Annotated in this window: 22 protein-coding genes, 1 pseudogene and 1 other annotated feature; of the genes and pseudogenes, 11 read left to right on the plus strand and 12 right to left on the minus strand. The window is 37.3% G+C overall.

The genetic code is table 11. The features are described 5' to 3' along the window. The 4 genes and pseudogenes from cml to FTV03_RS14345 all read right to left on the minus strand — a co-directional run. A partial coding sequence (gene cml, locus FTV03_RS14330) for a CmlA/FloR family chloramphenicol efflux MFS transporter (RefSeq protein ID WP_180012496.1) occupies nucleotides 1-810 on the minus strand: 810 nt, incomplete at its 3' end. Between the two features lie 151 nt (nucleotides 811-961). Continuing rightward, a pseudogene (locus tag FTV03_RS14335) lies at nucleotides 962-1934 on the minus strand (IS3 family transposase). Next, nucleotides 1529-1645, minus strand: a sequence feature (AL1L pseudoknot). It overlaps the preceding pseudogene by 117 nt. A 182-nt stretch (nucleotides 1935-2116) precedes the next feature. Continuing rightward, a complete protein-coding gene (locus FTV03_RS14340) occupies nucleotides 2117-2683 on the minus strand; it encodes a recombinase family protein (protein WP_006581699.1) in 567 nt (188 codons plus the stop codon). A 466-nt stretch (nucleotides 2684-3149) separates the two neighbouring features. Continuing rightward, nucleotides 3150-4475 carry an ISNCY family transposase gene (locus tag FTV03_RS14345; protein WP_179989167.1) on the minus strand — a complete coding sequence of 442 codons (1326 nt, stop codon included), beginning with the start codon at nucleotides 4473-4475 and terminating at the stop codon, nucleotides 3150-3152. A gap of 168 nt (nucleotides 4476-4643) precedes the next feature. Between FTV03_RS14345 and FTV03_RS14350 the strand changes: the two genes are divergently transcribed. Then, entirely contained in the window at nucleotides 4644-5726 is a 1083-nt protein-coding gene (locus FTV03_RS14350) for a hypothetical protein (RefSeq protein ID WP_004969299.1), read from the plus strand. Nucleotides 5727-5819: 93 nt separating this feature from the next. Here FTV03_RS14350 and FTV03_RS18000 read toward each other — a convergent pair whose 3' ends face one another. Then, on the minus strand, nucleotides 5820-5945 hold the full coding sequence (locus FTV03_RS18000) for a hypothetical protein (protein WP_004969301.1): 126 nt from the start codon (nucleotides 5943-5945) through the stop codon (nucleotides 5820-5822). Between the two features lie 216 nt (nucleotides 5946-6161). On the opposite strand from FTV03_RS18000, the gene FTV03_RS14355 reads away from it, so the two are divergent. After that, nucleotides 6162-6458 carry a type II toxin-antitoxin system RelE/ParE family toxin gene (locus FTV03_RS14355; RefSeq protein WP_004647749.1) on the plus strand — a complete coding sequence of 99 codons (297 nt, stop codon included), beginning with the start codon at nucleotides 6162-6164 and terminating at the stop codon, nucleotides 6456-6458. A 1-nt stretch (nucleotide 6459) separates the two neighbouring features. After that, on the plus strand, nucleotides 6460-6750 hold the full coding sequence (locus FTV03_RS14360; protein ID WP_004969304.1) for an addiction module antidote protein: 291 nt from the start codon (nucleotides 6460-6462) through the stop codon (nucleotides 6748-6750). A 110-nt stretch (nucleotides 6751-6860) separates the two neighbouring features. On the opposite strand, the gene FTV03_RS14365 is transcribed toward FTV03_RS14360, so the two are convergent. Then, nucleotides 6861-8315 (minus strand): SulP family inorganic anion transporter, encoded by a 1455-nt coding sequence (locus FTV03_RS14365; RefSeq protein ID WP_026438532.1) that lies wholly within the window; start codon nucleotides 8313-8315, stop codon nucleotides 6861-6863. Between the two features lie 249 nt (nucleotides 8316-8564). Next, on the minus strand, nucleotides 8565-8774 hold the full coding sequence (locus FTV03_RS14370; RefSeq protein ID WP_004976362.1) for a hypothetical protein: 210 nt from the start codon (nucleotides 8772-8774) through the stop codon (nucleotides 8565-8567). Nucleotides 8775-9023: 249 nt separating this feature from the next. Between FTV03_RS14370 and FTV03_RS14375 the strand changes: the two genes are divergently transcribed. Both FTV03_RS14375 and FTV03_RS14380 read left to right on the plus strand, forming a co-directional pair. Beyond that, nucleotides 9024-9326: a type II toxin-antitoxin system RelE/ParE family toxin gene (locus tag FTV03_RS14375; protein ID WP_154320144.1), complete on the plus strand. Its 303-nt coding sequence runs from the start codon at nucleotides 9024-9026 to the stop codon at nucleotides 9324-9326. Continuing rightward, the gene (locus FTV03_RS14380; protein WP_000985610.1) at nucleotides 9327-9608 is read left to right on the plus strand and encodes an addiction module antidote protein; all 282 of its coding nucleotides are present in this window, start codon (nucleotides 9327-9329) and stop codon (nucleotides 9606-9608) included. A gap of 85 nt (nucleotides 9609-9693) precedes the next feature. Here FTV03_RS14380 and FTV03_RS14385 read toward each other — a convergent pair whose 3' ends face one another. The 5 genes from FTV03_RS14385 to FTV03_RS18100 are packed head-to-tail and all read right to left on the minus strand — an operon-like array spanning nucleotide 9694 to nucleotide 12085. Beyond that, entirely contained in the window at nucleotides 9694-10386 is a 693-nt protein-coding gene (locus tag FTV03_RS14385) for a hypothetical protein (protein ID WP_180041900.1), read from the minus strand. A 15-nt stretch (nucleotides 10387-10401) separates the two neighbouring features. Then, nucleotides 10402-11052: a Tox-REase-5 domain-containing protein gene (locus FTV03_RS14390; RefSeq protein ID WP_180041902.1), complete on the minus strand. Its 651-nt coding sequence runs from the start codon at nucleotides 11050-11052 to the stop codon at nucleotides 10402-10404. Nucleotide 11053: 1 nt separating this feature from the next. Continuing rightward, nucleotides 11054-11398: a hypothetical protein gene (locus tag FTV03_RS14395; RefSeq protein WP_180041904.1), complete on the minus strand. Its 345-nt coding sequence runs from the start codon at nucleotides 11396-11398 to the stop codon at nucleotides 11054-11056. Further along, on the minus strand, nucleotides 11391-11888 hold the full coding sequence (locus tag FTV03_RS14400) for a DUF4123 domain-containing protein (RefSeq protein WP_180041906.1): 498 nt from the start codon (nucleotides 11886-11888) through the stop codon (nucleotides 11391-11393). The genes FTV03_RS14395 and FTV03_RS14400 overlap by 8 nt, the downstream gene beginning before the upstream one ends. Then, complete coding sequence (locus FTV03_RS18100; protein ID WP_180041907.1) at nucleotides 11885-12085, minus strand: hypothetical protein; 201 nt, start codon at nucleotides 12083-12085, stop codon at nucleotides 11885-11887. Before FTV03_RS18100 ends, FTV03_RS14400 begins: the two co-directional genes overlap by 4 nt. Nucleotides 12086-12173: 88 nt before the next feature. Here FTV03_RS18100 and FTV03_RS14410 point away from each other — a divergent pair, with 88 nt between their 5' ends. From FTV03_RS14410 to FTV03_RS14435, 6 genes are all read left to right on the plus strand, one after another. Next, nucleotides 12174-12872: a hypothetical protein gene (locus tag FTV03_RS14410; RefSeq protein WP_180041909.1), complete on the plus strand. Its 699-nt coding sequence runs from the start codon at nucleotides 12174-12176 to the stop codon at nucleotides 12870-12872. A gap of 218 nt (nucleotides 12873-13090) precedes the next feature. Then, complete coding sequence (locus FTV03_RS14415) at nucleotides 13091-13402, plus strand: BrnT family toxin (RefSeq protein ID WP_004728473.1); 312 nt, start codon at nucleotides 13091-13093, stop codon at nucleotides 13400-13402. Beyond that, nucleotides 13365-13679: a BrnA antitoxin family protein gene (locus FTV03_RS14420; protein ID WP_038350244.1), complete on the plus strand. Its 315-nt coding sequence runs from the start codon at nucleotides 13365-13367 to the stop codon at nucleotides 13677-13679. Before FTV03_RS14415 ends, FTV03_RS14420 begins: the two co-directional genes overlap by 38 nt. Nucleotides 13680-13804: 125 nt before the next feature. Further along, complete coding sequence (locus FTV03_RS14425; protein WP_000877730.1) at nucleotides 13805-14233, plus strand: hypothetical protein; 429 nt, start codon at nucleotides 13805-13807, stop codon at nucleotides 14231-14233. A 208-nt stretch (nucleotides 14234-14441) separates the two neighbouring features. After that, the gene (locus tag FTV03_RS14430; RefSeq protein WP_010700378.1) at nucleotides 14442-15053 is read left to right on the plus strand and encodes a recombinase family protein; all 612 of its coding nucleotides are present in this window, start codon (nucleotides 14442-14444) and stop codon (nucleotides 15051-15053) included. Nucleotides 15054-15751: 698 nt separating this feature from the next. Continuing rightward, a partial coding sequence (locus FTV03_RS14435) for an ISNCY family transposase (RefSeq protein ID WP_180041911.1) occupies nucleotides 15752-16418 on the plus strand: 667 nt, incomplete at its 3' end.

A 16418-nucleotide genomic window follows, 5' to 3' on the forward strand; every position in this document is an offset into this window, starting at 1 on the left:
GGACTTCGCGAAACGGGTTGTCACGATCATTACAAGCGCGACAGTGGCGAAGGCAAAGCTGAATCCGATCTCGGAATATTCCGCTTGGCCTATGAGCACACGGGGAGCCGTCGAGAAGAAGACGAAGTAGGTGCCCATACCGGCGCTAAAGCCGACAGTGTAAACCCAAAAAGCCGGACTCGCGAAGATCGGCAAGACAGATCGGCGCGTCTTGACTTGATCCAGAGGGCGGGTTTCGTGCCACCTGAAACCCGCATTTAGGAGTGCGAGCATCGCCAGTATAGCCAAAGTAATGAATATCGCCTGCCATCCCAAGAACTCGCCGATCAATACTCCGGCGATAGGGCCGAGCGCAGGCACGAACGCCAGCATCGAACTGAAAAGGCCGTAGATGACGACACCCTCAGGACGGTTGGCATAAACGTCGCGAACCGTCGCGAACGTCGCCACCAGCATGGCCGACGCGCCCACTGCTTGAAGTAGACGGAAAGCGACAAAGGCCGGTGCAGTTGAAGACCAAGCTGCTCCCAGAGACGCAATGACGAAAGCCGTTGCGCCCGCAAGTAGAATTGGCCGTCGCCCGATTCTGTCTGAGAGCGGACCAAAAATCACCTGGCCCACGCCGAGCATCACCATATAGAGGCTCAACGTGAGTTGGATCATAGCGGGCGTCGTGTTCAGGATGCCGGGCATCGCTGGAACGACAGGGAGATAAATATCCATCGCCAGTGAAGCGAGGATGTCGAAAGGAGCCATCAGCAGCAGTGCTGCCGGCAGCGTATAGGCCCACGCGGGGCGTGTGGTGGTCATGACGAATCAACCCTCGATTAAGGAATACCGGGCGACGTCTGCTCGTCAGCAATCAGATGAGACTAGCCTTACAGAGCGCCGCAACAACAATACTGGTTGTTGCGGCTTACTTGTCTGCTGACTTGGAATTTCCCATCTGATTACTCCACGCTTACGAATATGAATTGCTACATTTTATCCGATTATCTTTTGCTTTGCAATGCGGCATGGGCGCACTCAGCGTTCCAGCCCCCTCTGCCGCCCTAAATGCTTGCTCCAATGCATCGAGCACCATATCTGTATTCATCCGTGTCGATACTTTCCATCCAACAATTGCTCGTGAGAACACATCAATAATAAATGCAGTATAAACCCAGCCTGAATTTGTTTGAATATACGTAAAGTCACTCACCCACAGTTGGTCAGGATGATCAGCAGTAAAATTACGTTTTACCAAGTCATCCGCTCGTTTTTGATCATCTCGGCTACGGGTGGTTTGTTTGTTCTTACCACGCCAAACACCTTTTATACCTAGCTTTTGCATTAATCGAGCAACAGTACAGCGCGCAATAATATAGCCTTCACGTTTCAGTTTTTGCCAGACTTTACGTACACCATACCGACCTGAACTTTCCTTCCAAATTCGTTTAATCTCCTCAGCATGATGCAAGTCATGTAAATCTCGCTTTGCTCGATGTTCTGGATTTTCGCAGAGATCTAGAGTCCGGTAATAGGTTGAAGGTGCGATCGGTAAAATTCTACAAATCGCCTCGACTCCGTACAGCTCTTTATTATTATGGATAAAATCCACCATTATTTGTGTGGGCGGTCGAGCTCCGCCTGGGCGAAAAAAGCGGCTGCTTTACGTAGAATTTCATTGGCGCGTTGCAGTTCTTTATTTTCGCGTTCGAGTTGTTTGATACGTTCTTGGTCTGAAAGCTGCTGTACTTTAACTGGATTTTGTTTATCTAAATATTTTTGATACCAAACACGTAGTGTTTCAGGAGTACAACCCTTGCGCAGTATACTGCTCAGGGAGCAATAGCGGTGATCGCAGCCCAATTCGATGGATAATCTTTCTCGGATTCAATCAATAATTGAACCGCTCTTTCTCTGATTTCAGGGGTATATTTTACTTTTTTCATCGGGACATTCTCTCAGAAAGCTTGGTCTCCGACAAACCCGGTACGGTTCAAAAATCTTCCATTGATTTATTTATATCTGTTAAACCAGTCGCATTATGAAATGTAATATAAGTAGAAATTTCAGTATAAATGGTCATGATCTTTTCTAAATTTGAATATCTAAGCGTCTTCATTAATCAACCTTATTGATTATTAGTTTCTTCTTTTAAAGCTCTTTGTACTGTTGCTATCCCTACTTTAAACTTTTCTGCAACACCTCTAAATGTTGAATTTTCTTCAGCCATTGCTTTTCGTATTTCAACATAGTCAACCTTCCGCTTTCTTCCCTTATATAAGCCCTTCGCTTTGGCTTTTGCAATTCCTTCCTTTTGACGCTCACGGATCATGGAGCGTTCAAACTCTGCAAATGCAGCAAGCATCTGAAACATGAGTTTATTTATTGCCGATTGTGCTACATCATGACTGAAGGTCAAATTCTCTTTATGAAAAATAATGGTTATACCACGATCATTCAGACTATTCACAATTTCGTTCAGATCATTTGTATTACGTGCCAGACGATCAATACTATGAACATGCACCGTATCACCTTCACGCAGATAGTCGAGCATTGCATTTAACTGAGGACGTTCACGGCTACCACCGCTTGCCTTTTCAGTAAAGGTCTTATCCAGGCTGATTCCATCTAATTGACGTTCAGTATTTTGTTCAGTTGAACTGACTCGAATATATCCGACCTGATTAGGCATTCTGTACCGTTAGAGTTTAGATAATTAAATACATATTGTACCGAAATTAAATATTAAGTCTATAAATACGGTTTTTGAGTTGCTTTTTAAGACTTTATTTTGTTCCGTTAGGCTATACTCTATAGTTACATAATTCGTGATTTAAAGAGACCTAGAAAAAGAGAAATGGTATTTATTTGAGCTAATCAAAGTTGAGAAACTTTAGAATTCTTGCGTTAGTCAAATTTTAAGCAGCCAAAAGCTATATTTTATGAGGTTTTAGCCAATTCAAAAATTAGATAAACTATACTTTCGCAAGAGGTCTTTTGATTAAATAATAAGCGTGGAACGTGAAAAATCATAAAAAAAGCCCACCTTGGGGAAGATGGGCTATCAACTAGAAACTACAGCATTGATTTCTATAGAGAATTATAACGCTGTTATTCCTAAGTAGTAATGTCCTACCTTAAAACCAAATAGAAATGTCCTATACAGACATTTCCAAGTCAAGCACAGGATTCAGATTTCGTTCTTTGATTACTGTCTTCTGTGCACGTCTGCTTGGCATAGATTGAGAACGATTACGTTTGTTTTGCTGTTCCAATTCTTCATGCTGTTGTTGAATATGATTGAGAACTGCACCTAAACGTTTATTCTCAACAATCTCTCGCTGGTTAAGCTGACTTAATTTATCGAAGATGCTGTAATTGATTTTTCTTCCCTGATATTCAATCGCGACTGTACCATCCGGGTATTCCAGGAACTCAAGATACTTACTAATCAATCTTTGGTTTTCTTCCGTGTTTTCCAGGAGATATACGCATTTATCATAAGTAATCGTCAGGCTATTCGTGACTCTGCGGGGTTCACGCCAGGTAAAAATATCATCTAATTCTTCGGCTGTTTCAGTGACAGTCCGGTGTAGATCCTTGGGATTAAAGGCCATCTTGGCAAACTTCTGATTGAATTGCTCAATGAAGCAGGGTAGCCAGGCATTCGCTTGTTCAATCGAACAGATGCCTTCCAGGCGCATTTCTTTGATCAGACGGTCCTGAAGCGTTCTATTGGCTCGTTCTACACGGCCTTTGGCCTGTGGTGAATTAGCGAAGATAATATCGATATTCAGGGTGCTGAGTACGCGCCCAAATTGCGTAATCTTGGTGTCTTTCTTGCTGCTTTGATTCACCCTGAAGACTGAATGTTTATCGCTGTAGAAGGCTAAAGGCTTACCATGCTGCTCAACATACAAACGTGTTGAAATCATATAGTCAAAGGCTGATTCTGACTCACAGAAGCGTAAGTGCTGCAATTTTCCTGTGGCGTCATCGATAAACACCAATAGACAGCATTTAGGGGCTCTTCCTTCAAACCAGTCATGATGTGAGCCATCAATTTGGATCAGTTCACCATAACAGTCCCGGTTATAACGAGGCTGATATGGGCGTTTCAGGCGTTTGGAGCGAGGAATCCATAAATCGGCTGCAATCATCCAGGAACGCAGGGTTTCCACTGAAATATCGAATCCATGAATGGTAGTCAGCTTTTCATGCGCTAAAGTGGGTCCGAAACCATGGAATTGCTCAGCAACCATATTGAGGCACTTGAGCCTGAGTTCTTCAGGAAGCCTGGAATTGCTGGTTTGACCACGACCGGCATGGGCTAATGCAGCTGGGCCTTGAGCTTTGTATTTTTGCAGTAAACGCCTGATCTGACGTTCTGAAATATGAAGTAGCTGAGCAGCCTGGGATTGAGTTATGCGTTGATCGCAGATTTCCTGCACGACCGACAATCGTTTAAGTTCTTTATCCGACATAGACACCAACATATCAAACCGTCCGCTTCGATAATCGCAAAAGCGCATATTCTAAAAGCGGACATTTTTACTTTGGAGAAACCGGACATTTCTATTTTGGAGTTACAAACGCATTTCGTATAAGGTGTATTATGTTAATTTTAGATTTTTTAAAAAATTAGGGCATCCATGAATCCTTTAGAATTCTACTGTTTAATATTGAAAAATATGGATAAAAACCTGGCTAAGAAACTAGGTAAAATTGAGAAAAAATATACTAATGTTCCATTTAAAAATGATGAAATAGCTAAAGTTAAAATTAAATCCGAATTTGCTTCAGAAATGGGGTTTTTCGTACTTAATTCAGCAACTTCTTTAGCTGTAGATGAAGAAAACTATAATTTTGCATACTGCTTAAAAATCTTAGAACTATATCCAATTAAGAATAACGATTTTTTTTATTGGAATGAGCATATAAAGCTATTTTCAGAATTAGAAAAAAATAATTTTTTATATGAAGATGTCTGCAAACTACATGATTTTCTGGTAAATAACTTTAGCTTTAACGGTGATTTAAAGAATATTATTAGTCATGAGATGCTTAGAAATTCTGGCGTCAATATACTGCTAATTTTAATTCACTTAGATCATTTAATTTCTAAGAAGTGGGGATTCCAATCAATCTCACTAAACCAAGCATTAAAGTTTAAGTTTAAAAATAAACGACCATACTTCCCATCAAAAACTTTTACAGATTTTCTTTTATTTATCTTAAAGATAAATGCAAAGTTTGAAGCAACAAAAGGACATAAAGTCGAGATTCTGAAGACTATTCCTCCAACTAATGGTTTTGAGCAATGGTTAGATCCTTCTCTCGAAGATGAACAAATTAAAGAATTTATACAACTAATTAAAAAAGTTAGAGAAAACAGAAGACTATGCTACTTGAATGAAGTCTATGAGTTCCTAGGTCTACCTTATGGTGAGTTTAAAAATGATGAAATTTATGAACAAGTCTCAGAAGAGAATTATTTATTCCTGAAAAATGAACTTCCAGAAGATAAGTGGTTTGAAAGTATTAATGCCATAGCTGGCCTATGGTTAATATATTTTTGGCAAGACTTTTATTATAAACATTTTCAAAAAACAGCCAGCGTTTCTACGTTAGCTACATCAGAAGATTTTATCGTGATATGGGAAGCCTTCCTGAAGAAATATCCTTCAGAAGGCCAATATCTTTGGCCTTCTGAATTGATATTACAAGATAAATAAATTTTTATTTACGAGGTGGATTATTGTCTCGGCCACCACCTGATGGATTTCCAGTAGTACTAGGCCAACCTGCTGTGCTCATAGTTTTCATCCTTATTTAGATTTCGTAGGTTTATGATTAGGATTCAATTGTCGGCTACGGTTGTCCTGATTCTGCGCATGTTGAATATTATTAGGATTTTTTACTGTAGCACGTTGATCATTCGCTGTTTGTGTCATTGCTTTCTCCTTAAAATGTTTGAACATCTGACAAGGAAAGTATGGCTTCAAAAAAATATGCATCTTGCCTGAAAAACAGTAAAAAAGTTTAAATTTTAACCAAAAAAATTATGTATTTAACATAATGGTGTTATACGAAATTAATGGATGTTCGTATAAATTACTTGCATATTGTATTCGATCGAATACAATATAGTGAGAAGATAAGGAATCCTCATGATTGAAATTAAACGTCTTCCAGAATTTGATGAATGGTTGGATGGCATTAAAGACAATATGACCCGTATCCGCCTGAATCGTCGATTAGATAAGGTTCAACGTGGAAACTGGGGAGACATTAAACCTCTCCAAGATGGCGTTTGGGAAATGAGAGAATTCTTCGGTTCTGGATGGAGGATGTATTACATCCAACATGGTGACGTTGTGATTGTAATGCTTGGTGGTGGAGATAAATCAACTCAACAACAAGACATCGATCGGGCAGTCAAACTATCGAAAACATTGGAGGATTAAAATGGTTAAAGTCGCTGATTTACCAAGTTTTGATATGGCTGAGTCGCTCAAAACTGAAGAAGACATTGTGATGTATCTCAATATGGTTCTTGAAGAAAATGATCCAGCTGAATTAGCCCATGCACTTGGTGTTATTGCTAAAGCTCGTGGCATGACTCAAATCGCTAAAGAAGCAGGGATTGGGCGTGAAGCACTCTACAAAGCCCTACGTCAGGATTCAGCACCACGTTTTGATACGATTAATCGTGTAGTAAATGCTTTAGGCTTAAAACTCACAGTACAACACGCTTAAAACTTTAAAAATATAGTAAAAATGGGAGCTAAAGGCTCCCATTTTTAGATTCGTATAAGGTGTATTATGTTAATTTTAGAAATTCTATATAAATATAGAATTTTTAAAACTTAAATTCTGGCATGTGTCCCATACTTATCAATCATGATCGAACTGGCTTCATTTAGACCACGTACTGTGACATTCGCACCATTCTTTTGAAATTTATTTACAACAGAATCAAGCATGGCGACTGATGTTACATCCCAAATGTGAGAATGGGTCAAATCAATAATCACCTCCTTTACATCCTCTTTAAAGTCAAAACCTTGCATGAATTTTTCAGAAGAACTAAAGAAGATCTGACCTCTCAACTCATATAAACGGGCCATTCCTTCAAAAGATGCTGTCACCTGGATATCATTTTCAAGTTTATTCGCCAGGAACAAGGCTGAAAGTAATACGCCTGTTAACACACCCAAAGCCAGGTTATGCGTAGCAACAACTACAATCACCGTCGCAATCATGACGATATTACTACTCTTAGGATTATCTTTTAACTGAGTGACAGAACTCCATTCAAAGGTACTGATAGAGACCATTATCATTACCGCTACCAATGCAGCCATTGGAATCACTTTGAGCCAGTCGCTGATAAATACAACCAGAATAAGAAGAAAAATGCCCGCAGAGAATGTTGATAAGCGTGTAAGGCCACCTGATTTTACGTTAATCATAGATTGACCAATCATTGCACAACCGGCCATGCCACCCATAAAGCCAGAAGCAATATTCGCAATCCCTTGTCCCTTACATTCCTGATATTTATCACTTGGCGTATCAGTCATTTCATCCACGATAGTTGCTGTCATCATCGATTCAAGTAAACCTACAGCCGCCAGTGCGACTGAATAAGGCAAAATAATCATCAATGTTTCAATATTCAAAGGAATATCTGGAATCAAGAACATTGGAAGTGTGTCAGGTAAAGACCCCATATCGCCCACGGTCCGTACATCAATTCCTAAAGCGATTGCCAATAATGTGATTGCAATGATGCAGACTAGTGGAGAAGGGAGTAATTTTCCTAATTTGGGAACCAGAGGGAATAGATAAATAATTGCTAAACCTAAAGCAACAAAAGCATATACATGCCAGGTCACATTAATCAGTTCAGGCAATTGAGCCATGAAAATTAAGATCGCTAACGCATTTACGAATCCAATAACCACAGATTTAGATACAAACCGCATTAACTTGGCGAGCTTTAAATAGCCTGCCAATATTTGAATCACGCCTGTCAAAATTGTTGCTGCCAGCAGATATTCAAGCCCATGCTCTTTGACCAATGTGACCATAAGCAGCGCCATTGCACCAGTGGCTGCTGAAATCATGGCAGGACGACCACCTACGAAAGAAATCACGACGGCAATACAGAAGGATGCGTATAGACCAACTTTAGGATCTACACCTGCAATAATTGAAAATGCGATGGCTTCAGGGATGAGTGCAAGACCGACGACTAATCCGGCAAGTACATCCCCACGGATGTTAGAGAACCACTGTTCTCGGACATTAGATAACATAAACATAGCCTGTTTTTTAATTTTTCAGATAGGCTAGTGATGTGATATATACAACACACAAACGACTACACCACATCACTAGACAGTGATGAGTTATTTACAGATTTAAGACGATAAATAAACTTAAGGTGGCGTAAGTGTCATAAGATGAAAGAACGTTTTAGAGTAAAAAAATCAGGACAAGGGTAACAGCTAGGTACTTTTTTATAAAGCCTGGATGTTATATCCAAGCTTTGTTTAATCGGTATTTTATGAAGCTTTTGGCTCCCCAAGTAATTGACCTATTTCCAAACGTGTATAGCCACGTTCTTTAAAAATCAAAACAATAGCCTGTTTATAATCTTCAGAAGTAGAAGTCTTATACTTAGTTATCAGTTGATTTTCAGAATTCAGCTCAAGATCATTTTTGATGGTCAATACTTCGCTAGAGATCTTGTTAAAGATATTTAGGTTAAACATACAGGCACTCGTCATCCGTATTATAGCGGCCCGACTATAACGAATACCTGTCTTAGCTACGCTAGACACCCTTGGCCGCAAGGATTACAAATTAAGAAAAATTCCGCAAGTTTTTGTCTATTGAAAGAATAAATAATCTCCCAACTGCTATCTATTTAACATAATGGTGGTTATACGAAATTCTGTTGTAGCCCCATACATTCAAGTTTATTTCTTGCATAAATGTATCCTATAGGATACATTACTCTTATGTACTCAATATATACCACTGAAGTCTTTGATGACTGGTTTACTAAGTTAAAAGACCTGCAGGCAAAAAGACGTATACAAGTCCGAATTGATCGGGTTGAAGATGGAAACTTTGGAGATACTGAACCAGTAGGTGAAGGTGTTTCTGAATTACGTTTCTTCTTTGGACCTGGCTACAGGATCTATTACTGTAAGCAAGGGCAAAGGGTCGTTATTCTTTTAGCAGGCGGAGACAAGTCTACGCAAAGTAAAGATATAAAACTTGCCCTACAATTAGCACAAGATTTAGAGGAGGAGCTGTAAATGGCTATCAAACTTCGCAAATGGGACAGTGCTGAACATCTTAAAACAGAAGAAGATATGCAAGCTTACCTACAAGCCTGTATCGATGAATCTAATGGTGATGCGGCATTCATTGCAAAAGCTTTAGGTAATATTGCTAAAGCTAAAGGAATGGCTCAATTATCAAGAGACACTGGTTTAGGTCGAGAAAGTCTTTATAAAGCACTTTCTGGCGATGTAAATCCAAGCTTTGATACTGTTATTAAAGTCGTAAAAGCACTGAATTTACGCTTAGCAATTTAAAAAAAACTAGTAAAAAAGGGAGCTTTAAGCTCCATTTTTCATTTCAACTTCGTATAACGTGTATTATGTTAATTTTAGATAATCTTTATGATTCAAAAAAATTTTCAGGCAACTCAGCTTCAGGAATAACGTTTAATTCAACTAAGGCTAAAGAGTTTTCTTGTACTTTTTTCTTCATTTCATTAGATTCATCTGACCAATCCTCATCGAAAACTAGAATAGTGCCTTCATTTAGATCGTTATTAACATCGACAATTTTGTAAAGGTGAGGCATTAATTTTTCATCTACTTTAATGGGTACATAGCAAATAGAAGTAGTTTCTAACCGATGTGGAAAAACATTGATATCTCCAAAGAAGTAGCTATTTAGATAAATGTATTCAAATTTTAATACCTTTAAAAATGCTTTAAAAAGTTCAATAATTTGTTCTGTTTCTAAAACTTTTTTAAACGTCATCATTAAACCAAAACTATCAAAATTAAAGCTAGCATATGATTCTTTTTCTTCTAAACCATTCCATAATAAGTAGCTTTCTAGATCATCATTTTTTTTCAGATTAAATAGATAGTTTTTGGCAATATCTGAAGGAAATGGATAATCCAAAGGGGCTTTAAAACTAGATTCACTAGCATTATTCACATACCAATTAGAAAAAATAGGATCAATTTCAGCAATATCTTTAATGAAAATCTCTAAATCTTTTAATTGAGCATTAATTTCATTTTCGGATGACCCAAGTTTTTTGAAAATACGTGTACTTAGGAAAAATTCTTTCATTCTTAAATCCTATTTTTATAGAGGCATAAATATTGTAGTTACAACTCTACGACTCACTATATCGAAATGCCTTTTAGCAGCTTGTTCATAAAAATACCAATTCAACTTAGCTGTTTTAAAACGATCCTTAACAATTCTTTGGCTTTGAGCTTCCTTAACTAATCCTTTATATACAGAATCTCTAATAAACTCTTTCTTTTTAGGATCTAAAAATTGTTCATAACGGCCTTTGGCTTCAACAAGTATACATTCCATAGGCCATAAGCCATCAAATGAAACTCCAGCTAAGGTCCATTCCTGTATGTCTGTTGTTTGCTTTTTATTTCCTGGAACAAGATATGGATCTGAAGCCTTAAATGTTAGAGGGTAACTCGACAAGTTGGCTATTTTAATTTGATATTGAGTATTTATTTCATTACCCATCGGGCGTTTTATTTGATGTTTATTACCTAGTTGATAAGGCTCACATTTATTACAACGCTGTTGCTTAGTTATATCTTTACTGACTTCTTTAGCTAAAATTATAGCAGCCATACCTTTAGCTGCTTCAGTAGCAATAGTCTTACCTCCTTGTGTAACAACAATCTCTCCAGTACCTGTTACAGCACCTCGACCTCCAGCTGTCGCTAAGCCTCGTCCTAAATTGATAAGCAACCCCCATCCCATTCTAATTCTCCCTTAACTCATGGAACTCTAAGGTCGACAACAGATCTTTTCCTCGGAGATTTGACCCATATATAAACTTCTGTATATCTTGATCCTGAAGAAGATCTTTCTTTAGAATGGTATTCCATACAATAAGCTGTGAAATCACTTCGTTATCCGTTAATAACAATGAGATCAGTAAATCAAAACTTGTGTAAATTTCTTGCTTTAACAGGCTGTAATTAACTTGATATTCGAGAAAAGATTCTTTGTTGTCTAAAGTGTAGTTATAAATTTTTTCACATAAATCTTCTCTATCTTTTACTTTTTCTAAGCTATCTATTTGATTTTTATTTAGCTTAAGCATCGCTTTTTATCTCATATATAAGGTGATTAAGTAAATAAGAAATAGATTCTAAACCATCCATAAATTGATTTTTCTGTTCATTGGTAAATATCAAAGAAAAACGATTGATTACACGTGGATCGTAATATCTAAGAATACCGACTCCACCATCTTCAAGTTCAATATAGAGATTTTCTAGTAACTTATTTTTTAAATTTTTTATACCTAAATAACTTTTAATTAAGATCATAGAATCTTTAGATTGCATTAGTTGCATTTGATTTTTTACCTGATCTTGATTTAACTCACTTAAATTAAACAAGATAGGACCATATTGATAAGCATCTTCTTCATAAGTACCTTTCAATAGATAAATACAATGACCATAGGTATGCTCTAAATTGGATATTCTATCATGCTCGACTTGTGCTCCATCGACCAATAAAAATAAAGGTTCACTACCAAATTGATTATTAATCCATAGATCTAAATTATTTTTTTGAAAACTCATCGTCTTACAATCCCCAAACCTTCTTTGGCTGCTTTCATTAAGCATTCAATACAGATCGGTTGTGGTAATGCCATTGCTGGAAGTGCAACTTTTTCACCTGATTTAAACAGATGTTGCCCAGCTTTAGCCTCAAACTTTGCAGGCGTAATGAATGTAATCCCATTCTTATTAATTATGATTTGAGAACCACCGGCCATAGGTCTACCTATCTTTATAAAATTCAAAACTTAAGCGTTAATTTAGCTTAAAATAAATATCTAATAATTCAATTTTTTTGATCAAAGTATGACTTTCATCATAGCGATCCAACTGAATGATAGCATTATTGTTACTGCAGACAATAAAGAAGTCGTGCTCAAAGAAGACCACTCAAATGAGCTTCTTGAACGCTCAACATCAAAACTTCATGCTTGGGATAATGGAATTATTATTGGAACAGGGGAAAGCTATGTAATTCACCGTTCCATAGCCCTTTTCAAAGAAGTAGCTAACTCAAATATTCAAAAGCTTCCTCAATGCTTAGAAATATCAAGACAAATCAGAGAATTAGAAATAGGGAAAAATCACTATCAGGTCGAGAATACGAAACTCCTTTGTAGCAACTATAGTGAAAATGGAGCCCAACTTTATAAGATAGAACGTTTTGATAGCGCACAACCTTATACATTCACAGCTATTGAACAAATGGATATCACGGTATGGATGTTTAACCCCAATATTGAATTAATTTCCACAGATTTACAGAATCTCTATACCGATTTAAAAGACTATGCTGCATTTTCTAATCAAGCAGAATGGATCAATTACTATATTAACCGTCTCGCTCCGATTTACCAAAAGCAAAGCCAGCAAGATTCACTGATGAGTCAAAGCTTTGATTTCTTTTTTCAGACGAAGGATGAATATGTGTTTGGCCATATTCCCAACACCCAAAAGACAGCACTAGAATTCAAAGAAATTTCATCTAAATTTAATCCTATTTAACATAATGGTGGTTATACGCAATACATTTGTATATTAATATAAATATCAGATACTTAACAAAACAAGAAAAATCCAAAAATGCCCAAAAAACCGATTTTGAAACAAGTCGGCTTTTTTATGTTCGATTCTGTAATATTTTGCCAATAAAAAGTGGAACAACTTTGCAAAATTTACAATTTTGTATTAACATTTTTATATTAACAAAAAGCGATACAACTATGGAAATTGAGTTTTCATGGGATGAGCATAAAGCAGATACAAACCTCAAAAAACATGGTGTAGCTTTCGAAGATGCAACCTTGGTTTTTTATGATGCCTATGCCGTCTTCAAACAGGATCGCTTTGAAAATGGTGAATATCGTTGGCAAGCGATAGGTCTCGTACACGGCCAGACAGTTTTATTAGTGGCTCATACTGTACAAGATCATAATGGGATTGATCATATCCGCATTATTTCGGCACGACAGGCAGAGAAAAAAGAGAGGAAACAATATGAGCAAAACCGTTACCTACAAAATGGATTTGAATAATCCTCCTGTTTTGTCTGAAGAACAAAAGGCAAGACTGGAAGCGTTAGCTAAACGTCCAGACAGTGAAATCGATTTTTCAGATATTCCTGAACTTGATGACAGCTTCTGGAAAAATGCAGTGCAAAATCCATTTTACAAGCCGACTAAACAAGTAACTACGGTTCGCATCGATGCAGATGTCATGCAGTGGCTAAAAGCCCAAGGCAAAGGCTATCAAACACGAATGAATAAAATTTTACGGGATGCCATGCTTAAAGAATTAAAAAATCATCAATAAAAATGGGAGCTTAGGCTCCCATTTTTGACTGCGTATAACCACCATTATGTTAAATGGAATCAAAAAACCTCCAATAAAATCGTTATAGTATTATTATTTATTGAGTAGATAAGAGAATTAAATTAGTGAAATATTCAAATGAAAAAATAGTAAAAGCTCTCTTACTTTCTCCTTTACCACTACTTTTTTTCACAGCAGTCCTGTTTATCGTAATGAATCAGGAATACAGCCTATACTCGATTTTAGTGGTTCTTGTAGGGCACGGTCTTGTCTACTTGGCTTATTGTATTTTGACTGTACCTTTCAGCTTCATATTCTCAATTCTTTTAAATCGTTATAACAGTCTTAATTTATTAACTATCTGTATTGCCTCTATAATTATTGCTACTCCATTTTTTATTCTTTTTGGATGGAGTCACACAGGAGAAATTTCGAAAGAGTGGTGGAAGATGTATACAGATACATGGACTATCTTTATGGCTCTATTTCCTGGCTTATGTTATTGGCTATTTCTGATTAACCTAAAAGATAAGAAATCAAAGAATATTGAATAAACCATTGCATAGAGATTCTTAAATTTCCCTAAAATTAACATAATACACGTTATACGAATTCCCAAGGCATGGCTTCCAGTCATGCTTTTTTTATCAAAAGACTATAGCTGAATGATAACGAGCCAAATAACATAAAATATCTATCATTAAACTTAATGCAATAATTAAATGATAGTGTTATCATTAATCTAATAGAATTAAAGATTAAATGATAAAAATGAATACACGTATTTATCTACGAGCTTCAACTAAAGATCAAGATGCAGAAAGGGCTTTGCAGATTCTTCAGGATCTAAACCAAAACTTGAATTTGGGCGAAACCATTGTGTACGTGGAAAACTATAGTGGTACGAAGTTAGACCGACCTGAATTGAATAAGCTACTGTCAGAAGCAAATCAAGGTGACACCTTGTTGGTTGAAAGTATTGACCGATTATCACGCCTAACCCAACAGGATTTTCAAGAGCTGAAGCGCAGGATTCAGGAGAAAGGACTTCGATTAATTGTGGCAGATCTTCCTACTACCTACCAAATGATTCAAACCAGTGACAGCATTACTCATTCAATCTTGGAACTCATCAACAATATGTTGATTGATCTCCTGGCAACAATGGCCCGTCTAGACAATGAGAAACGTATAGAACGTATTAAGCAGGGCCTGGAACGTTCGGGTTACAAGCCAACAGGTAAGAAAGCCAATGAGGCTAAGCACAAACGAATAAAAGAATTGCTAGCATCTGGCAATATGACTAAGGAAGAAATTGCCAAAGCAGTGAATTGTGGAGTTGCAACTGTCTATCGAGTTGCTAAAGTCATTTAAAAAGGCTTGTATCAGTGCTTCCCTTATGTCATATCTATTTACAAAGGAGCAAGGCATTCTTAAAGGTCAAAAGACGGAATTAATGATGAAAAAGCATTTGATTTTCCTTGTTTTTATAGTGATGGTTTTTATTTTAGCTCTAGTTGTAAAGATTAATAATGATCATAAAAAAGGGCAAGCATTAAAGAAATTGGAACTAGTTGAAAAGCAAATCCATTAGGTAAAAATTGACTTATACTTATTTAAATAACGCTAATAACTAAGCCCAAAAAACACCTAGACCCAGTGCTATACACGCTTAGTTTTTTATATTTCAAAAGAGTATTTTAGCAAATATCATAAAAGACCGGTCTATTCTCAAGCCGGTTTTTTATATCGCAGAGTATCATGGCTTCATCATAGATATATGAATATTAAGATAAATAAAAAGCCCTATAGTCTCTCCCGTTACTATAAGGCTTATAAAACGCTGTAATTTTTTCTTAATTACCTACTTTTCGATGTAGGTTATGAATATATTTTACCTATTGGTAAAAATAAAGATATAAGACAAAAGATGAATACCTTAGGAATTCCGCGTAAAAACTACTATGTAACTCCAAAATAGAAATGTCCGGTTTCTCCAAAGTAAAAATGTCCGCTTTTAGAATATGCGCTGTTGCAATTTTCTTAGCGGACGGTTTGATATGTTGGTGTCTATGTCGGATAAAGAACTTAAACGATTGTCGGTCTTGCAAGAAATCTGTGATCAACGCATAACCCAGCCCCAGGCTGCTCAGCTACTTCATATTTCAGAACGTCAGATCAGACGTTTATTGCAAAAATACAAAACTCAAGGTCCAACTGCATTAGCCCATGCTGCACGTGGCCAAATCAGCAATTCCAGGCTTCCTGAAGAGCTCAGACTCAAGTGCCTCAATCTGGTCGCTGAACAATTCCATGGTTTCGGACCCACTTTAGCGCATGAAAAGCTCACCACCGTTCATGGCTTTGATATTTCAGTTGAAACACTGCGTTCCTGGATGATTGCAGCAGATCTGTGGATTCCTCGCGCCAAGCGCCTGAAACGCCCGTATCAGCCTCGTTACAACCGGGATTGCTTTGGTGAACTGATCCAAATTGATGGCTCACACCATGACTGGTTTGAAGGACGCGCTGCTAAGTGCTGTTTGCTGGTGTTTATCGATGATGCGACAGGAAAATTGCAGCATTTACGCTTCTGTGAATCAGAATCAACCTTTGACTATATGATTTCAACACGTTTATATGTCGAACAGCACGGTAAGCCTTTAGCGTTTTACAGCGACAAACATTCAGTCTTTAGAGTGAATCAAAGCAGCAAGAAAGACACCAAGATTACCCAGT

The organism is Acinetobacter sp. YH12218, from assembly GCF_013417925.1.
Lineage (GTDB): Bacteria > Pseudomonadota > Gammaproteobacteria > Pseudomonadales > Moraxellaceae > Acinetobacter > Acinetobacter amyesii.

Coding starts and splice junctions, on each gene's coding strand:
- FTV03_RS14340 (WP_006581699.1), bottom strand. CDS start 2,683: ATGCCTAATCAGGTCGGATATATTCGAGTCAGTTCAACTGAACAAAAT.
- FTV03_RS14345 (WP_179989167.1), bottom strand. CDS start 4,475: ATGTCGGATAAAGAACTTAAACGATTGTCGGTCGTGCAGGAAATCTGC.
- FTV03_RS14350 (WP_004969299.1), top strand. CDS start 4,644: ATGAATCCTTTAGAATTCTACTGTTTAATATTGAAAAATATGGATAAA.
- FTV03_RS18000 (WP_004969301.1), bottom strand. CDS start 5,945: ATGACACAAACAGCGAATGATCAACGTGCTACAGTAAAAAATCCTAAT.
- FTV03_RS14355 (WP_004647749.1), top strand. CDS start 6,162: ATGATTGAAATTAAACGTCTTCCAGAATTTGATGAATGGTTGGATGGC.
- FTV03_RS14360 (WP_004969304.1), top strand. CDS start 6,460: ATGGTTAAAGTCGCTGATTTACCAAGTTTTGATATGGCTGAGTCGCTC.
- FTV03_RS14365 (WP_026438532.1), bottom strand. CDS start 8,315: ATGTTATCTAATGTCCGAGAACAGTGGTTCTCTAACATCCGTGGGGAT.
- FTV03_RS14370 (WP_004976362.1), bottom strand. CDS start 8,774: ATGTTTAACCTAAATATCTTTAACAAGATCTCTAGCGAAGTATTGACC.
- FTV03_RS14375 (WP_154320144.1), top strand. CDS start 9,024: ATGTACTCAATATATACCACTGAAGTCTTTGATGACTGGTTTACTAAG.
- FTV03_RS14380 (WP_000985610.1), top strand. CDS start 9,327: ATGGCTATCAAACTTCGCAAATGGGACAGTGCTGAACATCTTAAAACA.
- FTV03_RS14385 (WP_180041900.1), bottom strand. CDS start 10,386: ATGAAAGAATTTTTCCTAAGTACACGTATTTTCAAAAAACTTGGGTCA.
- FTV03_RS14390 (WP_180041902.1), bottom strand. CDS start 11,052: ATGGGATGGGGGTTGCTTATCAATTTAGGACGAGGCTTAGCGACAGCT.
- FTV03_RS14395 (WP_180041904.1), bottom strand. CDS start 11,398: ATGCTTAAGCTAAATAAAAATCAAATAGATAGCTTAGAAAAAGTAAAA.
- FTV03_RS14400 (WP_180041906.1), bottom strand. CDS start 11,888: ATGAGTTTTCAAAAAAATAATTTAGATCTATGGATTAATAATCAATTT.
- FTV03_RS18100 (WP_180041907.1), bottom strand. CDS start 12,085: ATGGCCGGTGGTTCTCAAATCATAATTAATAAGAATGGGATTACATTC.
- FTV03_RS14410 (WP_180041909.1), top strand. CDS start 12,174: ATGACTTTCATCATAGCGATCCAACTGAATGATAGCATTATTGTTACT.
- FTV03_RS14415 (WP_004728473.1), top strand. CDS start 13,091: ATGGAAATTGAGTTTTCATGGGATGAGCATAAAGCAGATACAAACCTC.
- FTV03_RS14420 (WP_038350244.1), top strand. CDS start 13,365: ATGAGCAAAACCGTTACCTACAAAATGGATTTGAATAATCCTCCTGTT.
- FTV03_RS14430 (WP_010700378.1), top strand. CDS start 14,442: ATGATAAAAATGAATACACGTATTTATCTACGAGCTTCAACTAAAGAT.